1 protein-coding gene is annotated in these 1,813 nt (G+C 49.8%); it reads right to left on the minus strand.

The genetic code is table 11. The annotated features are described in order from the left end of the window. A partial coding sequence (locus tag EJP87_RS15870) for an IS1634 family transposase (protein ID WP_130472825.1) occupies positions 1-1,679 on the minus strand: 1,679 nt, incomplete at its 3' end. Between the last annotated feature and the right edge of the window lie 134 nt (positions 1,680-1,813).

The raw sequence follows: 1,813 nt of genomic DNA on the forward strand, positions 1-1,813 counted from the left end.
CCGAGCAACCGAAACGCCTCCTGTTGCAATGGGGTTGGTTGGGTCAGCATGGTAAAGGTTGTCCCCAGACTATCGCCTGTCTTTGGGGTGATCCAATTGCGAGCCAATGTACCAAGATCCTGGAGAAGAGTCTGGAAGCTGTGGAGTTGAAATCCGTTCATGGATTGTCTTGTGCTGGTTTTTGTCTTGGCAGTCTCTGACGGTCGTGCCGGAGCAACGGGGTCGTTATTCTGAGTGGGGAATTCGTCAGAGAATAGCAATGGTGCTAACTTGTTGCGCATTTCCCATTCGACGTAATAGGCCAGCATGCAGAGAAAGATATGCGCACGCACCCGGTCGGTTAGGTGATGAAAGACTGGACGTACATCCAAACCAGTTTTGATTGTCCGAAAAGCACGTTCAACCCGTGCCAACCCCTTGTATTGCCGCACACTCTCAACTGCTTCCAAGCGTTCTTTGGGAACGTTGGTACGAATGACATAGATGCCATCAAGGGCGGCTTCAGCAGAAATGCTTTCCTCGTTGCGGGAAAATACAAATTGACCGTTCTTGATCTCAAGATGGAAATGCTTGGCCATTTTGAATCGTCTGAGAGTGCCTTCCACCCGTCGACCAATGGCACCGCATTCTTTGAGTCGCCCTGAGGCAATAGCCTCCTGTACCTTGCGTAGTCCGGTTTCGGTGGCTTCCAGAAGTTCTCGTCGGTTTCTGGCACGTTCATCAGCCAAAAATGGGTTACGACAGGCAGTTAACCGTTCATTTGGGTAATCTGGGGATGAGATTTCCGCAAGATTACGTTCGTCAAACAAGGATGGCTGCAATGGTCCTTCTGCCAACCGTTTTATGGCGTCGTTACGCAACGCGCTGATCCAAAACATCTGATTAGGTGCCAGGTCGTTGTCAATACGGGCCTGGGTGATCATTCCTCGATCACCCACAATGATCAACTCACGGAAACCATGACGCTCTCGCAAAGCATTGACCTGGGAGGAGAGAGCAGCGGGATCGGCCGTGTTCCCTGCCAACACTTCTACAGCCATCGGTCGCCCATCCCGATCCGTCAGTAAACCAAATTCGATCTGCAACCGGTCTGATCGGTGATCACGGCTATATCCATGCTTGGCCAGCGGACAACACCTCCCTTCCAGGTACGTGGATGTCAAATCGAACATGACCAACTCACCTTCTTGAACGTGACGTTTCAATAATTTTCGTTCAATGCGCACTTGTTGCTGACTCAGCCAGTCCAAGGCTGTGTACAATTCGTCTTTCTCCACATCCGCGACATGGAATTCATCGGCAATGGTGTTGCTATGCCATAACCGGGCAGTTGCCAACTTGGAGGCCGGTTCCAGGATGCGGTTGGCAATCATAGCCAAGATCAAATCCCTTTGCCTGGAACTCTGACTGGCGATAAGATTGGGCAATCCCAGTTTCTTCATGACTCCAATGATCGCGGCAACATGGCCATGTGGACGTGTCTTGTCAATTGACAGACCGCCTTCAGCAGGGACAAAACTCTGCCCTTTGATCGCGCTGCGGATAATCTCAATCACGTGATCGGGCAATGCCGACAGATTGGACAAAGTCCTCTTCTTGACCTTGCCATCCTCGCGATAGGATTCTCTCAGTAGCACGGCGGCAGGAGAGTTTCTATTGGGAATACGCTCGATATACATGACCGCATTATACATCATAACGCTATGATTGCAAATAAAATTTCATCAACTTACATGGGTACAAAATCAGGACTAAAACGCGCCAACCTATTGTTTATAAATGTGAATTATTTGTTTTCTGTCCGAAAGTTCCG

The organism is Candidatus Magnetaquicoccus inordinatus, assembly GCF_004217665.1.
GTDB classification, from domain to species: domain Bacteria; phylum Pseudomonadota; class Magnetococcia; order Magnetococcales; family Magnetaquicoccaceae; genus Magnetaquicoccus; species Magnetaquicoccus inordinatus.